Annotated in this window: 20 protein-coding genes and 1 pseudogene; 16 read left to right on the top strand and 5 right to left on the bottom strand. The window is 69.1% G+C overall.

Annotated elements, in window-relative coordinates:
• Positions 1-58: 58 nt before the first annotated feature.
• The 5 genes from ACFPA8_RS03075 (at position 59) to fabF (ending at position 5,089) form a co-directional block, all read left to right on the top strand.
• Positions 59-1,279: a PucR family transcriptional regulator gene (locus ACFPA8_RS03075; protein ID WP_386441826.1), complete on the top strand. Its 1,221-nt coding sequence runs from the start codon at positions 59-61 to the stop codon at positions 1,277-1,279.
• 101 nt (positions 1,280-1,380) lie between these two features.
• Positions 1,381-2,313, top strand: coding sequence for an ACP S-malonyltransferase (locus tag ACFPA8_RS03080; protein ID WP_386441829.1), 933 nt, complete (start codon positions 1,381-1,383; stop codon positions 2,311-2,313).
• Between the two features lie 20 nt (positions 2,314-2,333).
• Positions 2,334-3,338, top strand: a complete 1,005-nt coding sequence (locus tag ACFPA8_RS03085) for a ketoacyl-ACP synthase III (RefSeq protein WP_386441832.1) — start codon at positions 2,334-2,336, stop codon at positions 3,336-3,338.
• 128 nt (positions 3,339-3,466) lie between these two features.
• The gene (locus ACFPA8_RS03090; protein ID WP_386441834.1) at positions 3,467-3,715 is read left to right on the top strand and encodes an acyl carrier protein; all 249 of its coding nucleotides are present in this window, start codon (positions 3,467-3,469) and stop codon (positions 3,713-3,715) included.
• Between the two features lie 111 nt (positions 3,716-3,826).
• Positions 3,827-5,089, top strand: coding sequence for a beta-ketoacyl-ACP synthase II (fabF, locus tag ACFPA8_RS03095; RefSeq protein WP_386441837.1), 1,263 nt, complete (start codon positions 3,827-3,829; stop codon positions 5,087-5,089).
• Positions 5,090-5,161: 72 nt separating this feature from the next.
• Here fabF and ACFPA8_RS03100 read toward each other — a convergent pair whose 3' ends face one another.
• The gene (locus tag ACFPA8_RS03100; protein ID WP_386442799.1) at positions 5,162-6,073 is read right to left on the bottom strand and encodes an NAD(P)-dependent oxidoreductase; all 912 of its coding nucleotides are present in this window, start codon (positions 6,071-6,073) and stop codon (positions 5,162-5,164) included.
• 53 nt (positions 6,074-6,126) lie between these two features.
• On the bottom strand, positions 6,127-6,621 hold the full coding sequence (locus tag ACFPA8_RS03105; protein WP_386441840.1) for a DUF3145 domain-containing protein: 495 nt from the start codon (positions 6,619-6,621) through the stop codon (positions 6,127-6,129).
• 328 nt (positions 6,622-6,949) lie between these two features.
• Here ACFPA8_RS03105 and ACFPA8_RS03110 point away from each other — a divergent pair, with 328 nt between their 5' ends.
• From ACFPA8_RS03110 to ACFPA8_RS03120, 3 genes are all read left to right on the top strand, one after another.
• A complete protein-coding gene (locus ACFPA8_RS03110) occupies positions 6,950-7,903 on the top strand; it encodes an SGNH/GDSL hydrolase family protein (RefSeq protein WP_386441843.1) in 954 nt (317 codons plus the stop codon).
• A 290-nt stretch (positions 7,904-8,193) separates the two neighbouring features.
• The gene (locus ACFPA8_RS03115) at positions 8,194-9,435 is read left to right on the top strand and encodes an ATP-grasp domain-containing protein (RefSeq protein WP_386441845.1); all 1,242 of its coding nucleotides are present in this window, start codon (positions 8,194-8,196) and stop codon (positions 9,433-9,435) included.
• Positions 9,436-9,475: 40 nt separating this feature from the next.
• Positions 9,476-11,506: a hypothetical protein gene (locus ACFPA8_RS03120; protein ID WP_386441848.1), complete on the top strand. Its 2,031-nt coding sequence runs from the start codon at positions 9,476-9,478 to the stop codon at positions 11,504-11,506.
• 90 nt (positions 11,507-11,596) lie between these two features.
• On the opposite strand, the pseudogene ACFPA8_RS03125 reads toward ACFPA8_RS03120, so the two are convergent.
• Positions 11,597-11,788, bottom strand: a pseudogene (locus tag ACFPA8_RS03125) (transposase); the annotation flags it as partial.
• 199 nt (positions 11,789-11,987) lie between these two features.
• Here ACFPA8_RS03125 and ACFPA8_RS03130 point away from each other — a divergent pair.
• The 7 genes from ACFPA8_RS03130 to ACFPA8_RS03160 all read left to right on the top strand — a co-directional run bounded on the left by ACFPA8_RS03130 (position 11,988) and on the right by ACFPA8_RS03160 (position 20,768).
• Positions 11,988-13,157, top strand: coding sequence for a mandelate racemase/muconate lactonizing enzyme family protein (locus ACFPA8_RS03130; RefSeq protein WP_386441851.1), 1,170 nt, complete (start codon positions 11,988-11,990; stop codon positions 13,155-13,157).
• Complete coding sequence (locus ACFPA8_RS03135) at positions 13,154-14,194, top strand: zinc-dependent alcohol dehydrogenase (RefSeq protein WP_386441854.1); 1,041 nt, start codon at positions 13,154-13,156, stop codon at positions 14,192-14,194. Before ACFPA8_RS03130 ends, ACFPA8_RS03135 begins: the two co-directional genes overlap by 4 nt.
• A gap of 180 nt (positions 14,195-14,374) precedes the next feature.
• Positions 14,375-15,301, top strand: coding sequence for a hypothetical protein (locus ACFPA8_RS03140; RefSeq protein WP_386442801.1), 927 nt, complete (start codon positions 14,375-14,377; stop codon positions 15,299-15,301).
• A 2-nt stretch (positions 15,302-15,303) separates the two neighbouring features.
• On the top strand, positions 15,304-16,473 hold the full coding sequence (gene chvE, locus ACFPA8_RS03145; RefSeq protein WP_386441857.1) for a multiple monosaccharide ABC transporter substrate-binding protein: 1,170 nt from the start codon (positions 15,304-15,306) through the stop codon (positions 16,471-16,473).
• Positions 16,474-16,496: 23 nt separating this feature from the next.
• Positions 16,497-18,203 carry a multiple monosaccharide ABC transporter ATP-binding protein gene (gene mmsA / locus ACFPA8_RS03150; protein ID WP_386442804.1) on the top strand — a complete coding sequence of 569 codons (1,707 nt, stop codon included), beginning with the start codon at positions 16,497-16,499 and terminating at the stop codon, positions 18,201-18,203.
• Between the two features lie 11 nt (positions 18,204-18,214).
• Entirely contained in the window at positions 18,215-19,468 is a 1,254-nt protein-coding gene (mmsB, locus tag ACFPA8_RS03155; RefSeq protein WP_386441860.1) for a multiple monosaccharide ABC transporter permease, read from the top strand.
• A 127-nt stretch (positions 19,469-19,595) separates the two neighbouring features.
• Complete coding sequence (locus ACFPA8_RS03160) at positions 19,596-20,768, top strand: aldose epimerase family protein (RefSeq protein WP_386442807.1); 1,173 nt, start codon at positions 19,596-19,598, stop codon at positions 20,766-20,768.
• A gap of 170 nt (positions 20,769-20,938) precedes the next feature.
• Here the strand turns inward: ACFPA8_RS03160 and ACFPA8_RS03165 are convergent, their stop codons facing one another.
• The gene (locus tag ACFPA8_RS03165) at positions 20,939-21,367 is read right to left on the bottom strand and encodes an organic hydroperoxide resistance protein (RefSeq protein ID WP_386441863.1); all 429 of its coding nucleotides are present in this window, start codon (positions 21,365-21,367) and stop codon (positions 20,939-20,941) included.
• A gap of 108 nt (positions 21,368-21,475) precedes the next feature.
• A complete protein-coding gene (locus ACFPA8_RS03170; protein WP_386441866.1) occupies positions 21,476-22,504 on the bottom strand; it encodes an NADP-dependent oxidoreductase in 1,029 nt (342 codons plus the stop codon).
• A 94-nt stretch (positions 22,505-22,598) separates the two neighbouring features.
• On the opposite strand from ACFPA8_RS03170, the gene ACFPA8_RS03175 reads away from it, so the two are divergent.
• On the top strand, positions 22,599-23,081 hold the full coding sequence (locus ACFPA8_RS03175) for a MarR family winged helix-turn-helix transcriptional regulator (protein WP_386441869.1): 483 nt from the start codon (positions 22,599-22,601) through the stop codon (positions 23,079-23,081).
• The last annotated feature ends 7 nt before the right edge of the window (positions 23,082-23,088 follow it).

Here is a 23,088-nt window from a genome sequence, read left to right on the forward strand (position 1 = left end):
TGCTGCGCACGAGCGCCCCCGGCCCCACGCCCCTCGTCCGATGAGGCAGGCTTGGCACGTGCCCGAATCCACAGATCCCTCCGCGAACCCGCCGAACGACGACCGCCCGGAACCGGCCGAGCACCCGCACAGCGCGACGCTGCGACGCCTCGAGCAGTCCTCCGGCAAGCTCGCCGCCAACGCGATCACACGCATGGACGAGCAGTTGCCGTGGTATCGCGCGATGCCGCCGGAGAACCGCTCCTGGATCGGACTCGTCGCCCAGGCAGGCATCGCGGCGTTCACCGAGTGGTTCCGGCACCCCGAGACCCCGCAGGCCATCAGCACCGACGTGTTCGGCACCGCACCGCGCGAACTGACGCGCGCCATCACGCTCCGCCAGACCGTGGAGATGGTGCGCACGACGATCGAGGTCGTCGAGGCCGCGATCGACGAGGTCGCAGCTCCCGGCGACGAGTCGGTGCTGCGTGAGGCACTCCTCGTCTACGCACGGGAGATCGCCTTCGCCACCGCGCAGGTCTACGCGCAGGCCGCCGAGGCACGCGGCGCCTGGGACGCCAGGCTCGAATCCCTCGTGGTCAACGCCGTGCTCTCGGGCGAGGCCGACGAGGGTGCGGTCTCCCGCGCGGCCGCGCTCGGCTGGAACGCCCCGGAGCACGTCGCGGTCGTCCTCGGTACAGCGCCGGACGGGGACAGCGAGTTGACGGTCGAAGCCATACGACGGGCCGCGCGGCACGCGAAGTTGCAGGTCCTCACCGGCGTGCTGGGCAACCGCCTGGTCGTCGTCGCCGGCGGTTCCGACGATCCGCTGCGTGCGGCGAAGTCCCTCATCGGGCCTTTCGCGCCAGGGCCGGTGGTGGCGGGGCCGGTCGTCGGGGACCTGCTGTCGGCGACCCGCTCGGCACAGGCGGCGGCGGCCGGTCTGCGCGCTTGCGCAGCGTGGCAGGACGCTCCCCGTCCGGTCCTCGCGGACGATCTGCTGCCGGAGCGCGCGATGGCCGGCGACCCCACTGCGCGCGACCTCTTGGTGGAGGAGATCTACAGACCGCTGGAAGAGGCGGGCTCGGCACTCCTGGAGACTCTGAGCGTCTATCTCGAACAGGCGAGCAGCCTCGAAGGCGCGGCGCGAATGCTCTTCGTCCACCCCAACACCGTCCGCTACCGGCTGCGACGTGTGACGGACGTCACCGGATGGTCCCCGTCCGACGTACGCTCGGCCTTCACGCTCCGTATCGCTCTGATTCTGGGGCGTCTCACGGACTTCGAGAGCCAGCCGTAGCGCCGGAAGGCGTCTTTTGTCGAGGCTCGACAATTTGCCTCCGTGTTCTTCGTACCGCTCCGTACCGGCGCGGACCATGCCCGACAAGGGAGAGTGAAAGAGTGCTCGTACTCGTCGCTCCCGGCCAAGGCGCCCAGAAGCCTGGCCTATTGACCCCCTGGCTCGAACTCCCCGGCGTCACCGACAGGATCGCGGAGTGGTCGGCCGCCATCGGCATGGATCTCGTCCACTACGGCACCGCGGCCGACGCGGAGGAGATCCGCGACACCGCGGTCGCCCAGCCGCTCCTCGTGGCCACGAGCCTGGTCTCGGCCGGGGAGTTGCTGAAGGGCCGCGATCCGGCCCGGCTGTTCGGCGCCGTGGCCGGGCACAGCGTGGGCGAACTGGCCGCGGCCTCCATCGCGGGCGTCCTCTCCGCGACCGACACCATGGCGCTCGTACGGGCGCGGGGCACCGCCATGGCTGAGGCCGCCGCGGTCACCGACACCGGCATGTCCGCCGTGCTCGGCGGCGAACCGGACGCGGTGGTGGCGCACTTGGACAAGCTCGGCCTGACCCCCGCCAACATGAACGGCGCCGGCCAGATCGTCGCGGCCGGCACCGCCGAACAGCTGGCGGACCTCGCGGCGGACAAGCCGGAGAAGGCACGGGTCATCCCGCTGAAGGTCGCCGGCGCCTTCCACACCGAGCACATGGCACCGGCGGTGGACGTTCTCGCCCGTGCGGTCGAGGACACCGAGGTCCACGACCCCACGCTGCCCTGCGTCTCGAACCTGGACGGCACCGCAGTCACCGACGGCCGGAAGATCGTTCAGCGGCTGGTCGGCCAGATCTCCGCCTCCGTGCGGTGGGACCTGTGCACGGAGACCTTCCGGCAGCTCGGTGTGACCGCCCTGATCGAGCTCTGCCCCGGCGGCACCCTCACGGGGCTGGCAAAGCGCAGCCTCCCCGGCGTACGCACCCTGGCGCTGAAGACACCCGATGATCTCGACGCGGCGCGCGAGCTGATCGCCGAGCACACGCAGACCGCCTGAGCCACAAGGAGCTCGAGAGCATGACCGCGAAGATCAAGCCCGCCAAGGGGTCCCCGTACTCACGCATCCTCGGCGTGGGCGGCTACCGCCCGACCCGGATCGTGCCGAACGAAGAGATCCTCAAGCACATCGACTCGTCCGACGAGTGGATCCGCTCGCGCTCCGGCATCGCGAGCCGCCACTGGGCCGGGCCCGACGAGACGGTGGCCGAGATGTCGCTCCACGCGGCGGGCAAGGCCGTCGCCGACGCGGGCATCACGCCGCAGCAGGTCGGGGCCGTGATCATCTCGACCGTCTCGCACTTCAAGCAGACCCCTTCGATCGCCACCGAGATCACCGACCGGATGGGGGCCGGCAAGGCCGCCGCCTTCGACATCAACGCGGGCTGCGCAGGCTTCGGTTACGGGCTCACTCTCGCGAAGGGCCTGATCGCGGACGGCAGCGCCGAGTACGTCGTCGTGGTGGGCGCCGAACGCCTCTCGGACCTGACCGACCTGACGGACCGCTCCACCGCGTTCCTCTTCGGGGACGGCGCGGGCGCCGTCGTCGTCGGCCCGGCGTCGGAACCGGGCATCGGCCCGAGCATCTGGGGTTCGGAGGGCGACAAGGCCGACGTCATCAGCCAGACGGTCTCCTGGGACGCCTACCGCGACGGCGAGGTCGAGAAGTTCCCCGCCATCCGCCAGGAGGGCCAGGCCGTCTTCCGCTGGGCCGTCTACGAGATGGCGAAGGTCGCCCAGCAGGCCCTCGACGCCGCCGGGATCGCACCGGCGGACCTGGACGTCTTCATCCCGCACCAGGCCAACATGCGGATCATCGACTCGATGGTGAAGGCCCTCAAACTGCCGGAGCACGTCACGGTCGCGCGTGACGTGGAGACAACCGGCAACACCTCGGCCGCCTCGATCCCGCTCGCTATGGAGCGGCTGCTGGCGACCGGGCAAGCGAAGAGCGGCGACACAGCGCTCGTCATCGGCTTCGGGGCAGGTCTCGTCTACGCAGCAACGGTCGTTACCCTCCCCTAGGCAAGATCCACACATCCGTACAGCGCCGTACGCACCGTGTGAGACCGCACAAGACACACCTTGCGGGACACCTCGCAGGGATCGCAGAAGACCGAACCGAACGTCGAAAGCACCGAAGGAGCGCCGACATGGCCGCCACGCAGGAAGAGATCGTCGCGGGTCTCGCCGAGATCGTGAACGAGATCGCCGGTATCCCCACCGAGGACGTCCAGCGGGACAAGTCCTTCACCGACGACCTGGACGTCGACTCGCTGTCCATGGTCGAGGTGGTCGTCGCCGCTGAGGAGCGCTTCGGCGTCAAGATCCCGGACGACGACGTGAAGGACCTCAAGACCGTCGGCGACGCGACCGACTACATCCTCAAGCACCAGGACTGAGACAACCGCTCTCGCGTTTGTCGCCACCCGCCACGCGCCTCGCGGAGACCCCTCGGGGCGCGGGTGGGGTGGTCCGCACAGCTCACCTCTACCAGTGGAGACAGGAATCCAGTGAATACGACCCATCACTCCGTGGTCGTCACCGGTATCGGCGCAACCACACCGCTGGGTGGCGACAGCGCATCGACGTGGGAAGGTCTGCTCGCCGGACGTTCCGGTGTCGGCCCTCTCACCCACGACTGGGCGGCGGAACTTCCCGTCCGCATCGCCGCCGAGATCGCGGTGGAGCCCACCGAGACCATCCCGCGCCCGCAGGCACGCAAGCTGGACCGCTCGGCGCAGTTCGCGCTGGTCGCGGCCCGTGAGGCGTGGGCGGACGCCGGTTACTCGGGCAGGGCGGGCGAGGAGGCCGAGCTCTCCCCCGACCGCCTGGGGGCCGTCATCGCCTCCGGCATCGGCGGCGTCACCACGCTGCTCGGCCAGTACGACGTGCTGCGGGAGAAGGGCGTCCGCCGCGTCTCACCGCACACGGTCCCGATGCTGATGCCGAACAGCCCCAGCGCCAACGTCGGTCTGGAGGTCAACGCGCGCGCGGGTGTGCACACGCCGGTCAGCGCCTGCGCGTCGGGCTCCGAGGCGATCGGTTACGCCGTGGAGATGATCCGCACGGGCCGTGCCGACGTCGTCGTCGCCGGAGGCACCGAGGCGGCCATACACCCCCTGCCGATCGCCGCCTTCGGCAACATGATGGCGATGTCGAAGGACAACGAGAATCCCGAGGGAGCCTCACGCCCCTACGACGTCGACCGAAACGGCTTCGTGATGGGCGAGGGCGCGGGCGTCATCGTGCTGGAGTCGGCGGAGCACGCGAAGAAGCGCGGGGCCAAGATCTACGCCGAGGCCATCGGCCAGGGCATCTCGGCCGACAGCCACCACATCACGCAGCCGGAGCCCAGCGGCAACGGCATCGCGCTGGCCCTCCAGAACCTGATGGACCAGACCGACCTCAAGCCCGCCGAGATCATGCACATCAACGCGCACGCCACATCGACCCCGCTGGGTGACATCGCCGAACTGAAGGCGCTGCGCAAGGTCTTCGGCGACGACGTGGACCACATGGCCATCTCCGCCACCAAGTCGATGACAGGTCACCTGCTGGGCGGCGCGGGCGGCATCGAAACCGTCGCCTCGATCCTCGCCCTGCGGCACCGGACGGCTCCGCCGACCATCAACCTGAACAACCTCGACCCGGAGGCGGACGCCGACATCGTCGGTGGCGAGGCACGTCCCCTTCCGGAGGGCACGATCGCCGCACTGAACAATTCCTTCGGGTTCGGCGGCCACAACGTCGTCCTGGCCTTCCGTACGGTCTGACACCGGCGCCACGCCGGGCCCACCCGGCCGTCCAGCCACGCGGTAAGGGGCAGCCCTCTTGGGGGCTGCCCCTTACGTACGCCCGCCTTCGGGCTTCTCTTCAGCGCTCGCAGACTCTTCGTCGAAGCTGGCGTAGTACGAAGCGGCCATGTCCTCGGCGCCGTGGCCCTGTTCGGCGGCCCGGCGGAAACGCTCCGCGCCCGCCGCCGCCACGTCCAGCCGCACCCCCGCCTGTGCCCCGGCGCTGACGACGAGGCGGGCGTCCTTCTCCGCCGTGTCCACGGCGAAGCTCGGAGCGAAGTCACGGGACTGGACGGCCTGCGCCTTCAGCCGCAGATACCCCATGTCGAGCGCGCCGCCTCCGACCGCGTCCAGGAAGCTCTGCGGATCCACTCCCAGACCGTCCGCCAGCGCGAGCGCCTCGGCGACACCGTGAGTGACGGTCAGCACCCAGCTGTTGCACACCAGTTTCAGCCGACTCGCCGCGCCCGGCTCCTCGCCCAGCCAGACGGTACGTGCGCCGACCGCCCCCAGTACCGGGGCCAGCCCCGGCCGGGCCGCCCGGGGACCCGCGGCGAGCACGACCAGCTCGCCCGCTTCGGCGGGCTGCCGCGTGCCGAGCACCGGGGCATCGACGAAGGTGAGCTGGTACTCCCGGGCGAGCTCGGCCAGCGGCGGCAGGCCGTCCACTCCGGCGGTGGTGCACTGCAGCCAGACCTGGCCGGAGCGGAGTCCGGGGGCGGCGGCGCGGACGATCTCGGCGGTGACGGGCCCGTCGTGGAGCATCGTCAGCATCACGTCGGCGTCCTCGACGGCCTCACGCGGGCTGCCGGCGACGCGGGCGCCGTCTGCGGCCAGCGGTTCCGCCTTCGCGCTGGTCCGGTTCCAGACGCGCACATCGAGACCGGCACGGCAGAGATTGCGGGCCATCGCGGCACCCATGATGCCGGTGCCGAGGACGGCCACCGAGATCCGGTCGGAGATGTCAGGGAGGTCAGCCATGAAGGCAAGCTAACCGAGCGTGCCGTTGCGGCGCGTCAGACGACCTGGTGGAGCCAGCGCACCGGGGCGCCCTCACCGGCGTAGCGGAAGGGCTCCAGCTCGTCGTCCCAGGGCTTGCCCAGCAACTTCGCGACCTCTGCTTCGAGTTCGCTCTCACCGCGGGAGGCGCGGCCCATGGCTGCGCGCAGCCGGTCCTCCGGGACGAGGATGTCTCCGTGCATGCCGGTGACGGCGTGGAAGATGCCGAGGTCGGGGGTGGAGCTGTAGCGCTCGCCCTCGGCCGCTGCACAGGGCTCGGCGGTGACTTCGAAGCGAAGCAGGTGCCAGCCGCGCAGCGCGGACGCGAGCTTCGAGGCCGTACCCGGGTCGCCCTGCCAGGAGAACTCCGCACGCCAGGTACCGGGAGAGGCCGGCTGTCTGATCCAGTCGAGATTGACCCGGGTGCCGAGGACGCCTGCCACGGCCCATTCGACGTGCGGGCACAACGCGCGGGGCGCGGAGTGCACGTACAGAACTCCACGTGTCGTCACCGGGACCTCCAGTGCGGTTCGAGGGGGCGGGCGTCGTCGCCGAGTGCCTCGACTGCCTACCGGTCATGCGCCGGGTCAGCGCCTGACATCCTGCACCACGGTCACTTCGTCGATCAGCACCGTGGTTACGAATAGTAAACACCATAGGCGCCAATTCTCCCTGAAAGGGACAGGAAGTGACTCGGTGTAATGTTCTGCTGTCGCCGAACGATCGCTCCGGCCTCCATCACACTGGAGAGCCCGGCAGTGGAGCACGGAGTAAAGCTACCGCGCACCGGGGACATCCGGTGCCGGACCGACGGCCCAACAGCGGGGAATCGAGGGGCAGATGCCGAAGAGAGGCCCGGGGGCGGGCCCGGAGAGGGCGGCCGGCGGCCGGATAACCCGTCGTGGACGGCTCGCGGTCCTCGCCGCCTTCACCCTTGCGCTCATCGGCGGGCTCGTCGTCGCGGTCTCGTTCGGCAGTGGTAGCGGGAGCGATACGGGGCAGCGCGCCCCCGGCTCCGCACGCCCCTCCCCTTCGCCCACTCCGCCCTGGGACCGCAGCCCCTCGTCGATCGCCGCCGTCGGCGATTCCATCACCCAGGGTTTCGACGCCTGCAATCTGCTGGCGGACTGTGCGAAGGCCTCGTGGGTCACCGGCACCGACTCCGCAGTGGAGAGCCTGGCCCAGCGGCTCATCGACGACGCACCTTCACGCCGCTCCTGGAACTTCGCGGTCAGCGGCTCGGTGATGGCGGACCTGCCGGCACAGATGGAAAGAGCCGCACAGCGTGATCCCGAACTGGTGACCGTACTCGCGGGGGCGAACGACGCCTGCCGTCCGACTCCTGACCAGATGACGCCCGCAGCCGAGTTCCGTGCCGGCTTCCGCGAGGCACTGTCCACGCTGCGCCAGGCGCACCCTAAGGCGTACGTGTACGTGGCGAGTGTGCCGAACCTGAAGCGCCTGTGGTCCCAGGGGCGCGAGGACGCCGAGCAGGTCTGGGGGCTGGGGATCTGCCAGTCGATGCTGCGCGACCCGAAGTCGACGACTCCGGCGGCCGAGGAGCGGCGGCAGAGAGTTCACGAGCGGGTCATCGCGTACAACACGGCGCTCGAAGCCGAATGCGCGAAGATGCCGCGCTGCCGCTACGACGGCGGCGCGGTCTTCGACTACCGCTTCACGAAGACGGAACTGAGCCGCTGGGACTGGTTCCACCCCAGCAAGGCCGGGCAGCGCAAGCTCGCGGACCTCGCCTACCGCGGCATCACGGCACCGCGCCCTCCCCAGCCGGACTAGGGCACGTCGTTTGGATCTTCGCGGGCTCGCGACGCCCGGCCCGCCCATCTGCTGCGTTGTCGGAGTCGCCCGAGTACGCCCAGTACGAGGGCGATCCTCCGCCTGGCCTGTGGCCGGGTGTGGATCGGGGCAGCAGAGTGGCCGGCAGTCTGCGGACTTCAACGTGCAGGAGCATGGCGGGCTGACGGCGACATCCTGACTCCCGAGAACCAGGCAGCTTGCGCGGCAGGTCGCCGGGTATGCGCAAGTCACGCCGTCGATGAGCGCACGCGCCGAAGGAGAGCTTGTCTATGCCACAGGTCGAACCAGCCACCAGGAACCCGGACAAGGGGTATGTAGCGCTTCTTGGCTGGAGTCTCAATGCGGTGGAAGCCCTTGACCGGTTCGACCGGCGATACGTCGTCGTGGCGCCGGAGTGGGCCGAGGAGTACTGCGTCGACCACGATATTCCCTACGTGCCGTGGAATTTCGAACGGCTCAACGACCGCTCCATGGAAATCGCCGAGACTCTGCAGAACAAGGGTGTCGACGTCGCGATCCCGCTGTTCGAGGAAACGGTTGAATGGGCCGGCGCGATCAACTCCGTTCTGCTGGACAACCCGCGGTTGTACGGTCAGGCCATGCTGCTGCGGGACAAGGCGCTGATGAAGCGCCGCGCGCAACTCGGCGGTATCCGGGTCGGAATATTCGAGGAAGCCCACGACCGGGACGATGTGATCCGCTTCCTCAAGCGCGTCAATCAGACCCTGCTCAAGCTGGACGGTGACCCGAACGACCCGATCCATCTCAAGGCGTTCGACAAGGCAGGATGCCTCGGGCACCGCGTCATCCGCACCCCGGACGACGTCGACACGATTCCGGATGAGGAGTTCCCGGTCCTCATGGAATCCCACCTCGACGGCTGGGAGTTCGCGGTCGAGGCATGGGTACACAACGGGAAGATCAAGTTCCTCAATATCTCCGAATACGTCACGCTGGGATATTCGGTGTTCGTGCCGGCGACCCCGGAACTGGAGCGGTACCGCCCGCAGATCACAGCGCAGATCGAGAAGCTCATCAAGACGTTCGACATCGAATTCGGCTTCGTGCACCCGGAGTATTTCGTCACCAGTGACGGCGAGATGTACTTCGGCGAGGTCGCCTACCGGCCGCCGGGCTTCAAGGTGTTCGAACTGCTGGAGCGGGCCTACGGGTTCAACGCCTACCATGCGCTGGTGCTGGCCTTCGATCCGAAGACGACCGAGGAGGAGATCGACGCCTTCTTCCCGCGCGAGGTCGTCGACGCGTCCGGGGTCGCCGGCTGCTTCGGTGTCTACCCGCGCCGCCGCGTCGTCAGCGACCTGGAGATCCCTGAGGAGACCGAGGACGACGACTACTACGAGTCGCACGACCTCTCGAGGCCGATCGAGGAGACTGTCACCAAGAGGACCGCGTTCGGCACGCACTGGGGCCTGGTGTACTTCTTCGGTGATGACCCCTACCGGATGCGCGACCTGTTGAAGAAGCAGGAAGAGCTCGACTTCTACGTCTGACGATCCCGTGGACGCAGGAGACCAACCCAAGGGAAACCCTTTGAAACCGACCGTCGACGTCAGCGGTGAGGCCACGACGCTGGACAAGCGCGTGGCCTCACTCGACGACGCCATCCAGGCCATGGCCGAAACCCGCGACTTCGGCAAGCACACGAAACTGCGGCGGGTCCTGGAAGCACTGCGGCGGGTGCTCGTGCAGCCGGGCGGCGCCGCGGCGGTCCAGGCCAGGGCGCAGGCCCTTGAGGAAGCCGGGCTTTTCCGGGAGACGGACTGGGCGTCACCGGAGTTCCTCATCCCGTCGCTGGTCGGCCCAGGACTGCACAGCGGGGACGCGGACACCGTTGTCATGGAGGCGACCAGCGAGCTGCGGATCCTCGCCGTCGCCCGCGGCGACTTCGCGCACCCGACGCTGTCCGCCGAGGACGCCCGCCAATTCCTGTCCCAAGTACTGGCAACGAACCTGGAGTTGCTGTTCGCCGCGCCCAGCGAGGCCGAGCGGACCCAGCAGGGCCGGACCGCGCAGCTCGTCCGGGACCTGTTCCGCCACCTCGCCGACGAGATCGGTTACGACAGTGTCCTGGACAACCTGGTCGACGAGATCTGGCGGATCCTGCGCCAGCGTCCGATCCAGGTCGAGACCGTGCAGTCACTGATCACCCGGATCGCGAGCTACCGCGACGACCCGGAAATCGCTCTTGGCGTGTCGTCAGGGCAGGGCATCGACCGGCTCATCACGAGCCTGTTCGGGACCACCGAGGCGTGCCGGGAGGACCCGGGCCTCGATGTCTTCCGCTCCCGGCTCGAGGCGATGGACGCCGGCGGCCTGCAGTACGAGGCGACGGGGTTCGCGCGGGCGATGCACGACACCGGCCTGGTGTCGCCGTACCACGCGGAACTGCTCCGGTTCCTCCTGCGCGAGAGTGACTACCTCGTCGGTGAAGCGCTCGGGCTGTCCGACACCGGCCGGAACTGCCTGCTGCGCTACAGCCAACTGGTGCACCGGCTGATCGAGGTGGCCGTGCACCCGCAGACCGCGCAGAGCATCTACGGGCTGGCGCTGCTGCTCGACCGCGGCATCCTTTATGAGCCGCCGGTGGTGCCCGCGCTGTGGCGCCAGCTGGCGCTTGAGCTCTCCCCGACCGCGCGGGAGCGGTTGACGACGGTTTTCGGCGACGTGCCGGGGCCGCAGGCCCGGCTGGTCGCGGGTGTGCTCTCGATGCTGGGCCAGCCGCTCGGTGTCGGTCAGGGCGACAACCCCACCTGCCAGTCGGCCCGCGCGCTGTCGATGTGGTCCTACAACGACCCGGACTACCTGCTGCAAATGGTGGTCTGGGCGGCCCGCGACGACGAGGTCATCATGCACTTCGAGGGTCAGCCGATCTCGTCGAAGGACAGCACGACCGGAGTCGCGAGCACGCTGCCGATGGACCTGGACCCCGTGTCGCTGCTCGTGGTGCCCCACCTGGACCGGATCTACGCCGAGATGGGGCGGCGCTGCGCCGCGCGGCCGGGGGACCCGCACCGGTGGGTCAACCCCGAGTTTCACGGCTGGTGGGCCGCCCGTGGGTTCCACATCAACGTCGACGTCGCGACCGGAAACCTGGTCGATCTCGACGAGTTCCTGCGGCAGTTCCACGCCAGCTACCACCCGTCCTACAACGGCGAGCAGCCGCTGATCCATCCGCAGCCGGCCGGCGTCGCCGTCACCGACAGCGCGGCCCGCTACGTCGGCTGGCACGCGATCACGATCCTGCGGGCCGCGCCGGATCCGCAGGACGTCATGCGGGTGTATTTCTTCAACCCGAACAACGACAGCGGCCAGGACTGGGGCGACGGCGTCGTCGTCTCCACCGCGGGCAACGGCGAGCGGTTCGGCGAGGCCTCACTGCCGTTCGACCAGTTCGCCTCGCGGCTCTACATCTTCCACGCCGACCCGCTCGAGCGGGGCGAACCGGAGCGGGTGCCCGCCGAAGACGTCGCGCGGATCATCGGCTACATCGAGCGCAGCTGGGGCAACGACCGGCTACCCGCGGGGACGCTGCAAGCCCTCGAGGGGCCCACGAGCCCGTGAGCCGACTGCGCAACGGGTCGCGGCGGTTGCACGGGCAGAAGGGCCGAGGGGTCGTCGTATGCCCCGCCCGCTCGCACGTGCCGTAAGCGGCTCGTTCAGGGCGGCCTCGCACAGGTTGTGCGGCAGATGCCAGCGATCAGCCACCTGCACCGCCCCGGGCAGAGCACGGCGGATCGCCCCGGCGTAGGCCGCCGAGCCGTCGCGGCATACGACCTCGACGCCCGGATGCTTGCGCAGCCACGCCTCCGGGCTGTCGGCCGTACGGTCGGGCAGCACGTCGATGCACCCGGGTCCGCAGCGGCGGACGCAGAAGCGACCCCGATCGCCCTGTCCGGCCGGCTCTTCACCTTCCGTCCACAGGTCACACGGAAGAGCCCGGGCACCACCCATTGACGCCGGTCACGTGCATCAATACATTCGCGACAGCATTTCGAACGCAGTACGAAATCTCGAACAGCGAGCACGTGAAGGGTCATCTGCTGTGCGCATCACCGGAATCAGCACCCACGTCGTCGGTACGCCCTGGCGCAACCTCACCTACGTCCAGGTCCACACCGACGAGGGCCTCACCGGCATCGGTGAGACGCGGATGCTCGGCCGCACCGACGCACTTGTGGGATACCTGCGCGAGGCGGAGGCCAACCACATCTCCGGGTCCGACCCCTTCGCCGTCGAGGACCTCGTGCGGCGGATGAAGTACGGCGACTACGGCCGGGCCGGCGAGATCGTCATGTCCGGCATCGCGTGCGTGGAGACGGCCTGCTGGGACATCAAGGGCAAGGCGCTGGGCGTACCGGTCTGGCAGCTGCTCGGCGGCAGGGTCACGGACCGCGTCAAGGCGTACGCGAACGGCTGGTACACCACGGAGCGGACCCCGGAGGCGTACCACAAGGCCGCACAGGGCGTCGTCGAACGCGGCTACCGCGCCCTGAAGATCGACCCCTTCGGGACGGGGCATCTCGAACTGGACCACGAGGGCACGCGGTACGCGGTGTCGCTGATCGAGGCCGTACGGGACGCGATCGGCCCGGAGACCGAGCTGATGCTGGAGATGCACGGACGCTTCAGCCCCGCCACCGCGGTGCGGCTGGCCCGCGAGATGGCGCCCTTCCGTCCCGCGTGGCTGGAGGAGCCGGTGCCGCCGGAGAACCTCAAGGCGCTGGCGAAGGTCGCCGAGAAGGTGGAGCTGCCGGTGGCGACGGGCGAGCGCATCCACGACCGCATCGAGTTCCGCGAACTGTTCGAGTCGCAGGCCGCCGACATCATCCAGCCGGACGTCGGGCACATCGGCGGCATCCTGGAGACCCGCAAGCTCGCCGCCACCGCGGAGACGCACTACACGCTCATCGCCCCGCACAACGTCGGCGGGCCGGTGCTCACCTCGGCCTCTCTCCAAGTGGCGGGCTGCACACCGAACTTCAAGATTCTCGAACACTTCAACGACTTCGCGGACGCCGAGATCAAGAAGGTCGTGAAGGGAGCGCCGGAGGTCGTCGACGGATACTTCCGCCTGCCCGACGCACCAGGTCTCGGCGTCGAACTGGACACCGACGCGGCAGCCGAATTCCCGCAGCAGCAGGCGAGGTTCGACCTGTGGGCCGAGGGCTGGGAGAAACGCGACCCGCGGGGCGACCGGGGCGCGGGGTCATGACGGCCGCACTGAAGGACGTCCGCGCAGTGGTCGTCGACGAGCCGGGTGTGCACCGCCTCGTCACCCTCCCCCGGTCCTCCCCGGGGCCGGGGGAGGTGCGGGTCGCCGTCCATGCAGCCGGGATCTGCGCCAGCGACCGCGAGCTCTACGACGGCACCCGCCCTGCGGCGTACGTGCGCTACCCCGTCACGCCTGGACACGAGTGGTCCGGAACAGTCGAAGCCGTCGGGGAGGGCGTCGATCCGCAGCTGACAGGGCGGAAGACCGTCGCCGAGGGGTTCCGCGCCTGCCTCCGCTGCGATCGCTGCCGGGAAGGAGCGACCAGCCTGTGCACCGGCGGCTACGAGGAGACGGGCTTCACCCGGCCCGGGGCGTTCGCCGACTCCGTCGTACTGCCCGCCCGACTGCTGCATCTCCTCCCGGACAGTGCCGACTTGAGGGCCGCGGCCCTGCTGGAGCCCGCAGCCGTCGTGGCTGCGGCCGTGCTCGCTGCCGAGCCCCGTCCGGGCGAGAGGATCGCAGTGGTCGGCGCGGGGACGCTGGGACTGCTCGCCGTGCAACTGCTCGCCGCGTACTCGCCCACCCGGCTGACTGCCGTCGATCCGCGGCGGCCGCGGGCCGAGCATGCCCTGTCGATGGGTGCGACGCACGCCCGTACCCCCGACGAAGGCGGCGTCGACCCGGCAGTGGCCGCAGGCGGTTACGACCTCGTCGTGGAGACCGCCGGTGCGCCCAGCACCGCGCACGACGCGTGCCTGCTCGCCCGGCGCGGCGGACGCGTCGTGCTGACCGGCATGTTCGAGCCCGGGGCGCAGGGCATCGACCCGGTGCATCTCTCCGTGAGCCAGCTGACGGTCCGTTCGGTCTTCGGGGCGTCATCTGCTGCATGGTCCTTCGCCGTGCGGACGTTCGGGGAAGGTCTGCTGGACCCCGCGCCGCTGATCACGCACGAGCTGCCGCTGAGTTCGTTCGGCGAGGCCGTCGGGCTCGTCGGCAGCGGCGATCCGACCGTCGGAAAGGTGCTGCTGCGGCCTTAGCCCCTGACTGACAAGTCCTGGGCCTCCACGGGCCCACCGCCCGCTGCAACCGAACTCGGTCCGGGAGACCGTCCGAGAAGCCGATCCCTGTCCGTACCGGCAACGAACCGAACGACCGCGAACTACAGGAGCACTGTGCCCACCGCCTCCTTCGAACCCCGACGCCCCGGCGCCGACGCCATGAGCACCCTCGGCATGGGCGCCCCCGCGCCCCAACCGGCCGACGCCTCTCCGCACTCCTTCCCCGACGGCGGCACGTGGCGGACCGAGATCCCGTCCTGCGAAGGTCCGGAGGCGCTTGCCACCGTGCTGAAGGAGGCCACGGCCCTGCACGTGCCCGTGCACCGCATCAGCCAGGGCAGCGGCGTGTGGATGCTGACCGACGCGGAGATCACAGAGATGGTCGACCGGTGCGCGCAGCACGACATCGAACTGTGTCTCTTCACGGGACCGCGCGGCACCTGGGACGTCGGCGCGTCCACCCGCACCGACTCCGGGGGCGGCGGTCTGCGGGCACGCGGCCACGACGCCGTCGCCGGCTGCGTCGAGGACGCGCTGCGCGCCACCGAACTCGGCGTGCGCTGCCTGCTGGTGGCCGACGAGGGCGTCCTGTGGGTGCTGCACCGGCTGCGTGCCGCCGGTGAGCTGCCCGCCGACACCACGCTGAAGGTCTCGGCACTGATCGGCCCGGTCAACCCGGCCGCGTACAGCGTGTACGAGCGCCTCGGTGCCGATTCGCTCAACGTCCCCTCCGACCTGACGCTGCAGCAGCTCACCGAGATCCGCCGCGCGAGCGCCGCGCCGATGGACTTCTACCTGGAGGCACCGGACGACCTGGGAGGCTACGTGCGCATGTACGAGGCGGCCGAGCTGATACGGCGAGGCGCGCCCATCTACCTCAAGTTCGGTCTCAGCAAGGCTCCGGGCATCTATCCCTACGGAGCCCATCTGCGAAGCCTCACCCTCGACTCGGCACGGGAACGGGTCCGTCGGGGGCGGCTGGCGCTCGACATGCTCGCGCGGCTCGGCGCCGATGGCGGAATGTCACCGCCGGGCTCCAGGCTGCCTGGTGAACTTCAGCGATTCCCCCTTCCGGAGAGGAACTGACCATGGGCACCCGCACACCCGTACACATATCCGCAGCTCGGCGACGAGCGCGGTCCGGGCGGGGACCACGCCGCCGGACCGCGCCGCTCGCCGCGGTCGCCGCCGCCGCACTGCTCGCCGGTTCGCTGGCCGCGTGCGGCCAGGAGGCCAAGGGCGGCAGCCGCTACAAGGCCGAGAAGGGCAAGGGCGGCACCGTCGGACTGGCCATGCCGACCAAGTCCTCCGAGCGCTGGATAGCCGACGGCAAGAACATGGCCCGGCAGTTCAAGGCCGCCGGCTACAAGGCGGACCTGCAGTACGGCGACGACAAGGTGGAGAACCAGGTCGCCCAGATCGAGAACATGATCGCCAAGGGGCACCGGCTGCTCGTCGTCGCCGCCATCGACGGTTCGGCGCTCACCGACGTGCTGAGGCGGGCGAAGGAGGCCGACGTCCCCGTCATCTCCTACGACCGGCTGCTGCTGGGCACCGAGAACGTCGACTACTACGCGTCCTTCGACAACGAGCGCGTCGGCGAACTCCAGGGCGGCTACATCGTCGACAAGCTGAAGCTGGACGAGAAGAAGGACGAGAAGTTCAACATCGAGCTCTTCGCGGGCTCGCCGGACGACAACAACACCAAGTTCTTCTGGGACGGCGCCATGAAGGTGCTCCGCCCGTACATCGAGAAGGGCCGGCTCGTCGTCCGCAGCAAGCAGACGAAGCTGAACCAGACCACCACGCTGCGCTGGGACGGCGGCACGGCGCAGAAGCGCATGGACGACCTGCTGAGCAAGAACTACGGCTCCGAGGAGGTCGACGCGGTCCTCTCCCCCTACGACGGCATCTCGATCGGCATCCTCTCCGCGCTCAAGAGCGCCGGATACGGCACCGACGACAAGCCTTATCCGCTCGTCACCGGGCAGGACGCCGAACTGGCGTCGGTGAAGTCGATCCTGCGCGGCCAGCAGACCCAGACCGTCTACAAGGACACCCGCAAACTCGCCCGGCAGGCCGTGCAGATGGGCGACGCGGTGCTCACGGGCAAGAAGCCCGAGGTCAACGACACCAAGACCTACGACAACGGCAAGAAGGTCGTGCCCTCGTACCTCCTGAAGCCGGTGAGCATCGACAAGTCCAACACCCAGCGGCTCGTCGACGACGGCTACTACACCGCGGGACAGCTCAAGTGACGGCCCCGGCAGAGCAGTCGAAGATGACGCCCGCCGGGCGACCGGTCCTGGAGATGCGCGGCATCAGCAAGACCTTCCCCGGCGTCAAAGCACTCTCCGACGTCAATCTGACCGTCCGCGCGGGTGAGATCCACGCGATCTGCGGAGAGAACGGTGCGGGCAAGTCCACGCTGGTGAAGGTTCTCAGCGGCGTGCATCCGCACGGGAGTTACGAGGGCGAGATCCTCTTCGGGGGCGAGCCCTGCGCGTTCAAGGACATCCGCGCGAGCGAGCAGCGCGGCATCGTCATCATCCATCAGGAACTCGCCCTCGTCCCCTATCTGTCCCTCGCGGAGAACATCTTCCTCGGCAACGAGCACGCCAAGCGGGGCATCATCAGCTGGGGCGAGACGCTCCGTCGCGCTGACGCACTGCTCAAGCGCGTCGGCCTGCCGGACAAGCCGCAGACCCGCATCGCCGACATCGGTGTCGGCAAGCAGCAGCTCGTGGAGATCGCCAAGGCGCTCTCCAAGGAGGTCGAGCTGCTCATCCTCGACGAGCCGACCGCCGCCCTCAACGACGAGGACAGCCGCAAACTCCTCGACCTGATCCAGGAACTGCGCGCCCAGGGCATCGCCTGCATCGTCATCTCGCACAAGCTCAACGAGATCCGTCAGATCGCCGACTCCGTGACGATCCTCCGCGACGGACGCACGATCGAGACGCTCAAGGTCCGCGAACACCCCGGCGACGAGCCGGAGATCGCCGAGGACCGCATCATCCGCGGCATGGTCGGCCGCGACCTGGACCAGCGCTTCCCTCCGCGCACGGGCTACGAGGGCGAGGACGCCGGCACCGTCGCACTGTCCGTCAGCGGATGGACGGTGCGGCATCCGATCGACCATCAGCGCAAAGTCGTCGACGGCGTCTCACTTCAGGTGCGGCGCGGTGAGATCGTCGGAATCGCCGGTCTGATGGGAGCCGGACGCACCGAACTGGCGATGAACGTCTTCGGGCGCTCCTACGGGCTGTACGAGAGCGGCACTGTCCGGGTCGACGGCCGTGAGGTGCAGACCCGGACCGTCCCGGAGGCCATCGGGCACGGCATCGCGTACGTCACCGAGGACCGCAAGACGTACGGCCTCAACCTCATCGACGACATCAACCGCAACGTCTCCCTCGCCTCGCTGAGCGGACTCGCCCGGCGCGGCGTGGTCGACGAGCACGCCGAACGCCGGGTCGCCGAGCGGTACCTGCGCTCGATGAACATCAAGGCGCCGAACGTCCACGAGCAGGTGCAGCGGCTCAGCGGCGGCAACCAGCAGAAGGTCGTCCTCAGCAAGTGGATCCACGCGGATCCGGAGGTGCTCATCCTGGACGAGCCGACGCGGGGCATCGACGTCGGGGCGAAGTACGAGATCTACACGGTCATCGACGGACTCGCCGCGCAGGGCAAGGCGGTCGTCTTCATCTCCTCCGAACTGCCGGAGCTGCTGGGGATGTGCGACCGCATCTACACCATGGCCGCCGGGCGGCTCACCGGCGAGGTGGCCCGCAAGGACGCGACGCAGGAAGTCCTGATGCGGCACATGACCGAAGCGCTGGACACCGGTACCGGTACGGCGAGCGGCAACGCCGCGGCGTCCAGCACCAGTTCGAGCGGCGCGGGCGGCGAGGACCGCACCGGGACCGCGTCGAACAGCACGCCCACTTCCACCAGCAGTACCAGCGGCACGAGTGACAAGAGCTGAGGGGCCGAGCCATGACGACACCAACTCAAACCCGTGACCGTTCCGGCGACGGCCCCGAGCGGTCCCCCAAAGGACCGGAACCCGGCAAATCCTCCGCCGGTGCGCTGCTGCTGGAGACCGTGCGCAACAACATGCGCCAGTACGGGATGCTCGTGGCACTCGCGCTCATCGTCGTGCTGTTCCAGGTATGGACCGACGGTGCGCTGCTGCTGCCGAACAACGTCTCCAACATCGTCCAGCAGAACAGCTACATCCTGATCCTGGCCATGGGCATGATGATGGTCATCATCGCGGGCCACATCGACCTGTCCGTGGGATCACTGGCCGCGTTCGTCGGTGCTGCGGCAGCAGTGATGATGGTCAAACACGACATGCCGTGGCTGCTGGCACTCGTGCTGTCGCTGCTGATCGGCGCGGCCGCAGGGGCCTGGCAGGGCTTCTGGATCGCCTACGTCGGGATTCCGTCCTTCATCGTGACGCTCGCCGGCATGCTGCTCTTCCGGGGCGGTACGCAGATCCTTCTGGAGGGCCAGTCGATCGCGCCCTTCCCCCGGGGGTTCCAGGAGATCGCGCAGGGCTTCATCCCGGAGATGGGCCCGTACACGCAGTACCACAACCCGACGCTGCTCATCGGCCTGGTCGTCATCGTCTTCGTGCTCTTCCAGGAATGGCGCGACCGGCGGCGTCAGCTGGCGTACGAACTGGAGGTGCTGCCCTTCAACCTGTGGCTGCTCAAGTGCGCGGCGATCGTCGCCGCCGTGGTGGCCTTCACCCTCACCCTGGCCAGTTACCACGGTGTGCCGGTGGTGCTGCTCATCATGTGCGTGCTGCTCATCGGACTGGGCTTCGTGATGCGCAACGCCGTCGTCGGACGGCACGTGTACGCGCTGGGCGGCAACAAGGCCGCGGCGAAGCTCTCGGGCGTGAAGGACAAGCGGGTCACGTTCCTGGTCTTCGTCAACATGGGTGTGCTGGCGGCGCTCGCAGGGTGCGTGTACGCGGCCCGGCTCAACGCGGGCACGCCGCAGGCGGGCATCAACTTCGAACTGGAGGCGATCGCCGCGGCGTTCATCGGCGGCGCCTCGATGAGCGGCGGCGTGGGAACCGTACTGGGCGCGGTGATCGGCGGTCTGGTGCTGGGCGTGCTCAACAACGGCATGTCGCTGGTCGGTATCGGAACCGACTACCAGCAGGTCATCAAGGGGCTCGTACTGCTCGCCGCCGTCGGGTTCGACGTGTGGAACAAGCGGAAGGTCGGTTCCTAGCCGCGCCGGACAGCGGATTCCGTGGCGGAGGTGCGGACGCGACTGCCGCCCTCCGTCACGGCCGTCGTCCAACAATTACGAACAGAAGTCGCCGTAAGTCATCATGGCCGCAGGCAACGCACGATGACTGCGGCGGCGTGCGGTCCGGCGGGCACCGGCGTTCGGCAACACACAGCCGGAGCACCCGGCTTCCAGGCCGCGCCCGCCCGAAACCGGCACGACAGGGAAGTGGAACGGCGTGAGGGAACCGCACAAGGAGGACTTCGGCAAGCTGGAGGACGGAACTCCCGTCGACCGGTGGACCGTTGAGAACGGCGGCGTGCTGCTCCGCGCCCTGTCCTACGGCGGCGTCGTGCAGGCGCTCGAAGTTCCCGACCGGCACGGAGAGCGCGCGAACATCTCGCTCGGTTTCGGCGACCTCGGCGCCTACGCCGCCGACTCCCCCTACTTCGGCGCGCTCATCGGCCGTTACGGCAACCGCATCGCGAACGGCAGGTTCACCCTCGACGGCAGGGAGTACGTGCTCCCCGCCAACAACGGCCCCCACAGCCTGCACGGGGGTACTGAGGGCTTCGACAGGCGGGTGTGGCGGGTCGATCCGTTCCGGCGGGGCGACACGTGCGGCCTCACCTTCACCCGTACCAGCGAGGACGGCGAGGAGGGCTACCCGGGCAAGCTCGACGTGCGCGTCGACTACACCCTCACCGCTCGCGGCGAGTTCCGCATCGACTACGAGGCGGCCACGGACGCACCCACCGTCGTCAACCTCACCAGCCACACCTACTTCAACCTCGCGGGCGAGGGGAGCGGAGACGTCCACGGCCATCTCCTGGAGATGGCCGCGTCCCGCTTCACGCCGGTCGGCCCGACGCTGATCCCCACCGGCAAGCAGGCGGAGGTCGAGGGAGGACCGTTCGACTTCCGCCGGGCCAAGCCGATCGGAGAAGACCTGCGGACAGGGGACCCGCAGATCCTGTACGGGCTGGGTTTCGACCACAACTTCGTACTGGACAAAGGACTCACGACGCAGCCGGAGCACGCGGTCACCGTCTCGGAACCGCAGAGCGGACGGACGATGCGCATCGCCACGACGGAGCCCGGCGTGCAGTTCTACAGCGGCAACCAGCTCGGCGGGACCTTCGCGGGCACATCAGGAACGGTCTACCGGCAGGGCGACGGCTTCGCACTGGAGACCCAGCACTTCCCCGACTCCCCCAACCAGCCCTCGTTCCCGTCGACGGTCCTGCGGCCCGGCGAGACCTTCCGAAGCACCACGGTCCATACCTTCGGCACGCTCTGACGCGGCACGCCGGGCCGCCACGGCGGCAGTTGCCCTGCCGCACCCTGGAGCCCGGCGGACGAACGGGCCGCCCCCGGCAGGATCCGGTGCCGGGGGCGGGGTGACTCGGCGCAGTGACTTGACGCAGTGACTCCGCGCTGCGGACCGGCGCTGCGAACCGGCGCCGCCGGTCAGACGACGGCCAGGCCGACCTCGATGTTGCCGCGGGTGGCGTTGGAGTACGGGCAGACCTGGTGGGCCTTCTCCAGCAGGTCCTTGGCGGTCGCCTCGTCGACGTTCGGTATGCGCGCCTCCAGTGCGACCTTGAGGCCGAACCCGCCCTCCGCGAGGGCGCCGATGCCGACGCGGGCCGTCACCGTAGAACCCGAGATGTCCGCCTTCTCCTTGCGGGCCACCACGCCGAGAGCGCTCTGGAAACAGGCGCTGTAGCCGGCCGCGAAGAGCTGCTCGGGGTTGGTGCCCTCACCGCTCCCGCCCAGCTCCTTGGGCGCGTTGACCACGACGTCGAGCTTGCCGTCGTCGGTGGCGACGCGGCCGTCCCGGCCGTTCTCCGCTGTGGCGACGGCGGTGTACTTGACGTCGACGGACTGGATGGACATGGGTTCTCCTGTTCGATGGGGTGGAGGCGTGCAGTGAGTCCCGGAGCGGGCGCAGCCCGGCACCCGGACGGACCGGGTGCCACGGCTCGGGCCCGCGTGGGCCGGTCGTCAGTCGCCGAGGGTGACGATCATCTTGCCGGTGTTCTCGCCCTTGAGGAGGCCGAGGAAGGCGTCCGCGGCGTACTCGACGCCCTCGACGACCGTTTCGCGGTACTTCAGTTCGCCGGAGCGGATCCAGGCGGAGACCTCTTCGAAGAACTTCGGCATCAGGTCCGCGTGGTCCATCACGAGCAGGCCCTGCAGACGCAGCCGCTTACCGATGACCAGCGCGAGGTTCCGGGGTGCGGGGGGCGGCTCCGTCGCGTTGTACTGCGCGATCATGCCGCAGACGGCGACACGGCCGTGGACGTTGAGCGCGGAGATGGCGGCCTCGAGGTGGTCACCTCCGACGTTGTCGAAGTAGACGTCGATGCCGTTGGGGGCGGCCTCCTTCAACTGACCGGCGACGGAGCCGGACTTGTAGTTGAAGGCGGCGTCGAAGCCGTACTCCTCCATGAGGAGGCGGACCTTCTCGTCCGATCCGGCGCTGCCGATCACGCGCGAGGCGCCCTTCAGCCTGGCGATCTGGCCGACCTCGCTGCCCACGGCACCTGCCGCTCCGGAGACGAAGACGGCGTCGCCCTTCCGGAAGGACGCCACTTCCAGCAGCCCCGCGTACGCCGTGAGCCCCGGCATGCCCAGGACCCCGAGGTAGCTGCTCAGCGGCGCCAGTTCAGGGGAGACCTTGGTGGCGTAGCGCGCCTTGAGCGTCGCGAACTCCCGCCAGCCGAGGTCGTGCAGCACGTGGTCGCCCGGTGCGAAGCCCTCCGCCTCGGAGGCCACGACGATGCCGACAGCTCCGCCTGTCATCGGCTCGTCGAGCTGGAACGGCGGGACGTAGGACTTCACGTCGTTCATCCGCCCGCGCATGTACGGGTCGACGGAGAGGTGGAGGTTCCGCACCAGGATCTCGCCTTCTCCGGGGGCCGCGACAGGGCCCTCCCGCAGCGCGAAGTTCTCCGGGGCCGGAAAGCCCTCCGGCCGGGAGACAAGGTGCCATTCACGGCCGGTCGTGGGGAGGTCTTCGGGCGAACTCATGGTGTGGGCCTCTCGGTGAGCAGGTGCTTCATGTACTGAAACAATAGTGGGCCTTGATATTTCATGTTGTCAAGTAACGCGCTAGACTCGGCGCATGGCCACCCGCTCTTCCGCCCGTTCCTCCGGGGGTACCCGCAGAATCGACCCCGACCCCGTGACCCGGGAGGTGGTCGACCTGATCGGAACGGTCGTCGCCCGCTACCACACGGAGTACGAACTCGCCGCGGCCGACCACTCGCTCACCGGCGCACAGGCCCGCGTCCTGGCACTGCTGGCGCACGAACCGACCCCGATGCGGCAGGTCGCGCGCAAGCTGAAGTGCGAACCGTCGAACGTGACCGGGATCGTGGACCGCCTGGAGTCGCGTGGCCTCGTGGTCCGCCGGGCGGACCCCGCAGACCGACGGGTCAAGCTGGCCGCGGCCACGGACGAGGGCATCGAGACGGCGTCACGGCTGCGTGCGGCACTCGACTTCGCGCGTGAGCCGCTGGCGGGACTGACGCCAGCGGAACGGACAGTGCTGCGCGACCTGTTGCAGCGCATGCTCGGCGAGGAGCCGGCGGACGAGGCCCGGTGACCGGCCG

It is taken from the genome of Streptomyces ovatisporus (assembly GCF_042653885.1).
GTDB lineage: Bacteria > Actinomycetota > Actinomycetes > Streptomycetales > Streptomycetaceae > Streptomyces > Streptomyces ovatisporus.

Coding starts and splice junctions, on each gene's coding strand:
- ACFPA8_RS03085 (WP_386441832.1), top strand. CDS start 2,334: ATGACCGCGAAGATCAAGCCCGCCAAGGGGTCCCCGTACTCACGCATC.
- ACFPA8_RS03090 (WP_386441834.1), top strand. CDS start 3,467: ATGGCCGCCACGCAGGAAGAGATCGTCGCGGGTCTCGCCGAGATCGTG.
- ACFPA8_RS03110 (WP_386441843.1), top strand. CDS start 6,950: ATGCCGAAGAGAGGCCCGGGGGCGGGCCCGGAGAGGGCGGCCGGCGGC.
- ACFPA8_RS03115 (WP_386441845.1), top strand. CDS start 8,194: ATGCCACAGGTCGAACCAGCCACCAGGAACCCGGACAAGGGGTATGTA.
- ACFPA8_RS03135 (WP_386441854.1), top strand. CDS start 13,154: ATGACGGCCGCACTGAAGGACGTCCGCGCAGTGGTCGTCGACGAGCCG.
- ACFPA8_RS03140 (WP_386442801.1), top strand. CDS start 14,375: ATGAGCACCCTCGGCATGGGCGCCCCCGCGCCCCAACCGGCCGACGCC.
- chvE (WP_386441857.1), top strand. CDS start 15,304: ATGGGCACCCGCACACCCGTACACATATCCGCAGCTCGGCGACGAGCG.
- mmsA (WP_386442804.1), top strand. CDS start 16,497: ATGACGCCCGCCGGGCGACCGGTCCTGGAGATGCGCGGCATCAGCAAG.
- mmsB (WP_386441860.1), top strand. CDS start 18,215: ATGACGACACCAACTCAAACCCGTGACCGTTCCGGCGACGGCCCCGAG.
- ACFPA8_RS03165 (WP_386441863.1), bottom strand. CDS start 21,367: ATGTCCATCCAGTCCGTCGACGTCAAGTACACCGCCGTCGCCACAGCG.
- ACFPA8_RS03170 (WP_386441866.1), bottom strand. CDS start 22,504: ATGAGTTCGCCCGAAGACCTCCCCACGACCGGCCGTGAATGGCACCTT.
- ACFPA8_RS03175 (WP_386441869.1), top strand. CDS start 22,599: ATGGCCACCCGCTCTTCCGCCCGTTCCTCCGGGGGTACCCGCAGAATC.